The organism is Pantoea sp. BL1 (assembly GCF_000963985.1).
Taxonomy (GTDB): domain Bacteria; phylum Pseudomonadota; class Gammaproteobacteria; order Enterobacterales; family Enterobacteriaceae; genus Pantoea; species Pantoea rwandensis_B.
The window spans coordinates 103,353-109,352 of the sequence record NZ_JZRH01000019.1 but is presented as its reverse complement, the minus strand read 5'-3'; the positions used below and the strand labels follow the sequence as shown (position 1 = coordinate 109,352).

Annotated in this window: 5 protein-coding genes; 2 read left to right on the top strand and 3 right to left on the bottom strand. The window is 52.5% G+C overall.

The window, feature by feature from the left end:
* Positions 1-39: 39 nt before the first annotated feature.
* The 3 genes from aroQ to msrP form a co-directional block, all read right to left on the bottom strand.
* Positions 40-492: a type II 3-dehydroquinate dehydratase gene (gene aroQ, locus VH86_RS11285; protein WP_038644361.1), complete on the bottom strand. Its 453-nt coding sequence runs from the start codon at positions 490-492 to the stop codon at positions 40-42.
* Between the two features lie 232 nt (positions 493-724).
* Positions 725-1,327 (bottom strand): protein-methionine-sulfoxide reductase heme-binding subunit MsrQ, encoded by a 603-nt coding sequence (msrQ, locus tag VH86_RS11280; protein WP_045816531.1) that lies wholly within the window; start codon positions 1,325-1,327, stop codon positions 725-727.
* Positions 1,328-2,332 (bottom strand): protein-methionine-sulfoxide reductase catalytic subunit MsrP, encoded by a 1,005-nt coding sequence (gene msrP / locus VH86_RS11275; RefSeq protein ID WP_045816532.1) that lies wholly within the window; start codon positions 2,330-2,332, stop codon positions 1,328-1,330.
* A 324-nt stretch (positions 2,333-2,656) separates the two neighbouring features.
* On the opposite strand from msrP, the gene csrD reads away from it, so the two are divergent.
* Positions 2,657-4,603, top strand: a complete 1,947-nt coding sequence (csrD, locus tag VH86_RS11270) for an RNase E specificity factor CsrD (RefSeq protein ID WP_045832912.1) — start codon at positions 2,657-2,659, stop codon at positions 4,601-4,603.
* 310 nt (positions 4,604-4,913) lie between these two features.
* Complete coding sequence (mreB, locus tag VH86_RS11265) at positions 4,914-5,957, top strand: rod shape-determining protein MreB (RefSeq protein ID WP_007891976.1); 1,044 nt, start codon at positions 4,914-4,916, stop codon at positions 5,955-5,957.
* The last annotated feature ends 43 nt before the right edge of the window (positions 5,958-6,000 follow it).

The following is a 6,000-nucleotide window of genomic DNA, read 5'->3' as shown; positions in this document are numbered from 1 at the left end:
AATTTTACGAATATCCATGAGTGTGGTTCCGTACTCTGTTTAATTGGAATGTGACAGGCGTTTTACTGCCGTTTGTAAAGCCCATGAGTATCCATCAGCGCCAAGTCCACAGATGACGCCAGCAGATACATCAGAAAGATAGGAGTGATGTCGGAACGGTTCGCGTGCATGCACGTTTGAGAGATGCACCTCAATAAAAGGTATGCTGACCGCCAACAGGGCATCACGCAGTGCAACGCTGGTGTGCGTGAACGCAGCCGGATTGATGATGATGTAATCCACATTGCCACGGGCTTCGTGAATACGATCAATCAACTGAAACTCTGCGTTCGATTGCAAATGACTTAATTTCACATCGTGCTGTTCAGCCTGTTGCGTCAGATCGCCGACAATTTGCGCCAGCGTGGTATGACCATACTTATCAGGCTCGCGCGTTCCCAACAGATTCAGATTGGGACCGTTCAAAAGCAGTATGTGAAATTTGTGCGCCATCTTGCTGCTATCTCCTGCAATCAGTGAGGCATCGCGTAAAATACCGCGACATCTGCCGTTTGTCACTCCTGAGAGTGAAAAAGGCGACTTCGCTTGCAATAAAGCCGGGCATTATATCCGTTTCGTCGCAATTCGCAGCAAAATACTGGTCTTATCTGCGAAGTTGATCGGATGCGGCCCTTAGGCCACACCTTTTAACAGATCTCGTGACAGGAAAACAACCGTGCGGGGATTATCGACGCAGAAGATTACGCAACTTATTGTAACGCCAGCCTAACAACACTAAAGCCAGCAGCGCATAAATCCAGGGCTGCGGCGAGAAGACTTTCACCGACCAAAGATAGTGGATAGGTGCGAGGATCGCGACAAGATAGATGCCGTTGTGCAGGGTTTGCCAGCGACGACCCAATTTACGTTGCGCACGCTGAAACGAAGTGATGGCCAGCGCAAACAGTACTATCCAGCAGATCATCCCCAGTAACAGATAAGGGCGTGAAACAATCTCTTTACCCAACAGTTGCAGGTGGTTGTACCCCAACTCCAGCAAGTAATAGCTTGTCAGATGCAAACAGGCCCACACAAAACACCACACACCCAGCATGCGGCGGGTGCGGATCAGCAAGGGTTGCTTCAGGTAGCGTGTTAAAGGGCTGACCAACAGCGTAGCCAGCAACAACTTCAGCGCCATCCTGCCGGTAAAATGCTGAATGTCTTTGGCTGGGTCTGCGCTCAGCCAACCCTGGCTGGCTGCCATAAACAAATAGACGAAGGGCAAGAAGGCAGCCAGATGCAGCACCACTTTCAGCAGGGTGATATGACGTAACGTCAGTCGCACTCAGTAGTTCTCCCGTAAATCGAGCCCGCGATAGAGCGATGCCACTTCTTTAGCGTAGCCGTTAAACAGCAGCGTTGGCTGACGTTCCACATTGAGAATGCCGCCAGAACCAATGAAACGCTCCGTCGCCTGTGACCAGCGCGGATGGTCAACGTGCGGATTCACATTGGCGTAGAAACCATATTCATTAGCAGCGATCTGGCTCCATGTCGTCGGTGGTTGATCGCGGGTCAGCGTGATCTTGACGATCGATTTGATCCCTTTAAAGCCATATTTCCACGGCACCGTCAGGCGAATCGGGGCGCCATTCTGTGGTGGCAGCGCTTTACCGTACACGCCGGTGCTTAATAGTGTGAGAGGGTGCATGGCTTCATCGAGGCGTAATCCTTCCACATAGGGGTAATCCAGGCCACCGCCGATAAAGCGATCTTTCTGCCCGGGCATTTGATCCGGCGCATATAACGTCTGAAAGGCGACAAAGCGGGCATTGCTGGTGGGTTCAGCCAATTTGAGTAATTTATTCAGCTCGAAGCCCACCCAGGGGATCACCATCGACCACGCTTCAACACAGCGCATGCGATAAATACGCTGTTCCATGGCAAAACGTTTAAAGATGTCGTCCATATCCAGCGTGATCGGTTTCGCCACTTCACCTTCAATGCGCAACTGCCAGGGTTCGGTTTTCAGCGTGCCGGCGTTGGCGGCAGGATCGGCTTTATCCAGGCCAAACTCATAAAAGTTGTTGTAGCCGGAAACCTTGTCAAACGGCGTCATGGGCAAATCAGCTTGCCACTGCGCGGGTTTGGTAAATTGCAGATCGCGACCTGCGGGGGCAGGTGGGCGGTCATTGCCTTTGAACCAGCTCAGCACATCTGCCTGCGCCGCGCCGGGCAAACTTGCCGCAGCTGCGCCTAATCCCAGCGCTTTCAACACCTGACGGCGGCGCATATTAAAGATGCTCTCGGGCGTCACGTCGGATTCGGTAAGGTATTGCTTCAGCTTCATGACATTCTCCGGCGAAAAAGGTGTGGTACTCAGCATGATCAACTCACACTGGATACGCCACTTTGCCCGGAAAAATATGAAATTTCCTGGCGAAAGCGCTCTGTTGAGAATAGGACGAAAAAGCCCGTGTGAAACGCAAGCCATCACACTTTGCGGCTATACTCGCGCCGCAGGGCCGATTAGCATGGCGCACCGCCTAATTTGATGCGCGTCTGGCGCTGATTCAGACGATGTTTTGTGCTATTTTGCTCAGGTTTACGCCAATGAGCAGGTTGGCGCCGTTGGATGGCGACCGTTCAGAACCGCAGTGATACAGGCACAGGGATGCGATTAACAACTAAGTTTTCTGCGTTTATTACATTATTAAGCTTACTGGCAATGTTATTGATGCTGGTCGGCTGCGCTTTTAGTTTTATCTGGCTATCGCAACAGCGCGTAGAAACACGCGTCAATATGCTAGCGACCGAAGTCGATAAAGCGCTGACAACGCAATCGCCACAAGAACTGACGCAGTGGTTGACGCGCATCATGCCGGTGATCAATGCGGAACAGATTGAGATGCATAACGGCAATACCGTGGTGTTTCAACTCGCTCGCCATGAAAATCCTATGCTCGAAGATGAGCCGAATCGTTTTATCCAGTTCGATCTTCCGTTGGTACACTCTCCCGGCCTTGAACTGCGAGTAGTGGTACTCGATCCTGCGAAAACCTGGTTCCGCTCCTTTACCGGTGCCTATACGCTGATTGTCCTGCTCAGCGTGGTGGCCATTATGTCCGCTTTATTGGTGATGACGCATCGTTGGATCAATCGTCGCTGGCAGCACATGGAGCGTTTAGAAGCACGCTCCGAGCGCATTCTGGCGGGTGAGCGCGTGCCCTCCGTCGGGCATTATGCCGAATGGCCGCCAAAAGCCAGTCGCGCCATTGACACATTACTTAACGATCTTCAGGAAGCGGGCGAGCAGCGCCTGCGCATTGATACGCTTATCCGTACGTTTGCCGCACAGGATTCACGCACCGGCCTGAATAACCGCCTGTTCTTTGATAACCAGTTAGCCACGCTGCTGGAAGATCAGGAAGATGTGGGCACGCATGGCGTGGTGATGATGGTGCGTCTGCCCGATCTCGACACGCTGCATGAAACGCTGGGCCAAACGCTGGTGGATGAATACCTGTTTGACCTGATTAATATGCTGTCGACTTTTGTTCTGCGCTATCCTGGCGCTTTACTGGCACGCTACTTCCGCAGCGATTTTGCCGTTTTATTGCCGCACCGCACGCTTAAAGAGGCCAACAGTATCGCCGATCAGTTGATCAACGCGGTCGACTCATTGCCGCCGATGCGTATGGTCGATCGCGATGATTTAATCCACATCGGCATCAGTGCGTGGCGCAGCGGAGAAACCGTGCAGCAGGTGATGGAAAATGTCGAGATGGCGACCCGTCGTGCCGCTTTGCAGGGCGGTAACAGTTGGTCAGTCGGTGAAGGCAATACCTTAGACATGGGGCGTGGTAGCGTGCGCTGGCGAACGCTGCTGGAAAACACCCTTAATCGCGGCGGCCCACGTCTTTACCAAAAACCGGCCGTATTGCTGGATGGCAAAGTACACCACCGTGAAATGCTGGCGCGCGTGTTCGATGGCGACAAAGAAGTGGTGTCGGCCGAGTTTATGCCGCTGGTGCTGCAACTCGGTTTGACCGACAGTTGGGATCGCCAACTGGTGACGCGAATCGCGGCACTCTCTGAAGTGTGGCCTGATGAAACACTGGCTTTACCCGTTAATATTGACTCCTTATTACAGCGCCCATTCCAGCGCTGGCTGCAAAAGCTTTTGCTGCAATGTACAAAATCGCAAAGAAAACGTTTTTTATTTGAACTTGCTGAGGCGGATGTTTGTCAACACATCAATCGCTTAGTACCGGTTTTCCAAATGTTGACCGCGTTTGGTTGTCGTGTGGCGGTGGATCAGGCGGGTATGACCGTGGTGAGTAGTGCTTATATCAAGCAGTTCCCAATCGAAGTGATCAAACTCGATCCTGGGCTGGTACGTAATATTGAACGTCGTACTGAAAACCAGTTATTTGTGCAAAGTTTACTGGAAGTATGCAAATCCACCTCGACACAAGTTTTTGCTGCGGGCGTGCGCACGCGCGCGGAGTGGCAAACGCTGGCGAATCTGGGCGTGGCAGGTGGGCAGGGCGACTTCTTTGCCCCATCATTGCCGGTGAACAGTAACGTGAAAAAACATTCACAACGTTATCGAATTTAGGTCTTCAGCCAGTAAAGCGGCGCTGAGTCGCTTTTTTCTGCCATTTGGTGGATAACGTCCGCGCTTATGATGGCTGGAAATGTTAGATTTTATGTCGAAATTCGCCCGGTGATTGAGGGTGAATTTACGTTTAATAGGGCGGCTTAGCGCTATTTAACGGCGGCCAGGGATAAGCGAATCGGCCCAAAAAATTATTCAGCGTATTTTTTCACCGAAGCAGAACGTTTTTGCGCCTTGTAGCGGCTTCGCGTGGTTGGTAAAGTAGGCGGATTTTATTTTCCGCCCCCAGCTTGCAGGATTATCCCTTAGTATGTTTAAAAAATTTCGTGGCATGTTTTCCAACGACTTGTCCATTGACCTGGGTACCGCGAATACCCTGATTTACGTAAAAGGACAAGGCATCGTGCTGAACGAGCCTTCCGTGGTTGCCATTCGTCAGGATCGTGCCGGTTCGCCAAAGAGCGTTGCGGCCGTAGGTCATGACGCCAAGCAGATGCTGGGTCGTACTCCAGGCAACATCGCGGCCATCCGTCCTATGAAAGATGGCGTGATCGCCGACTTCTTCGTGACTGAAAAAATGCTCCAGCACTTCATTAAACAAGTGCACAGCAACAGCTTTATGCGTCCAAGCCCACGTGTGCTGGTCTGCGTACCGGTTGGCGCCACTCAGGTTGAGCGCCGTGCTATCCGTGAATCTGCACAGGGTGCAGGCGCGCGCGAAGTGTTTCTGATTGAAGAGCCGATGGCTGCCGCCATTGGTGCAGGCCTGCCGGTATCAGAAGCAACCGGTTCGATGGTGGTGGATATCGGTGGTGGTACCACTGAAGTGGCCGTCATCTCCCTGAACGGCGTGGTCTACTCTTCTTCTGTACGTATCGGTGGTGATCGCTTCGATGAAGCTATCATTAATTATGTGCGTCGTAACTACGGTTCACTGATTGGTGAAGCCACTGCGGAACGTATCAAGCACGGCATTGGTTCTGCCTATCCGGGTGATGAAGTACACGAAATTGAAGTACGTGGTCGTAACCTGGCAGAAGGTGTACCGCGTGGCTTTACCCTGAACTCCAATGAAATTCTCGAAGCGCTGCAAGAGCCGTTGACCGGTATTGTGAGTGCAGTGATGGTCGCGCTGGAACAGTGCCCACCAGAACTGGCTTCTGATATCTCCGAGCGCGGCATGGTGCTGACCGGTGGTGGCGCATTGCTGCGCAATCTGGATCGCCTGCTGATGGAAGAAACCGGTATTCCGGTGGTTGTTGCAGAAGATCCGCTGACCTGCGTCGCGCGCGGCGGTGGTAAAGCGTTGGAAATGATCGACATGCACGGCGGCGATTTGTTCAGCGAGGAGTAAATCCTCATCGGCTGAGACCGTGGTCAAATTGCGCAGGGAGTCG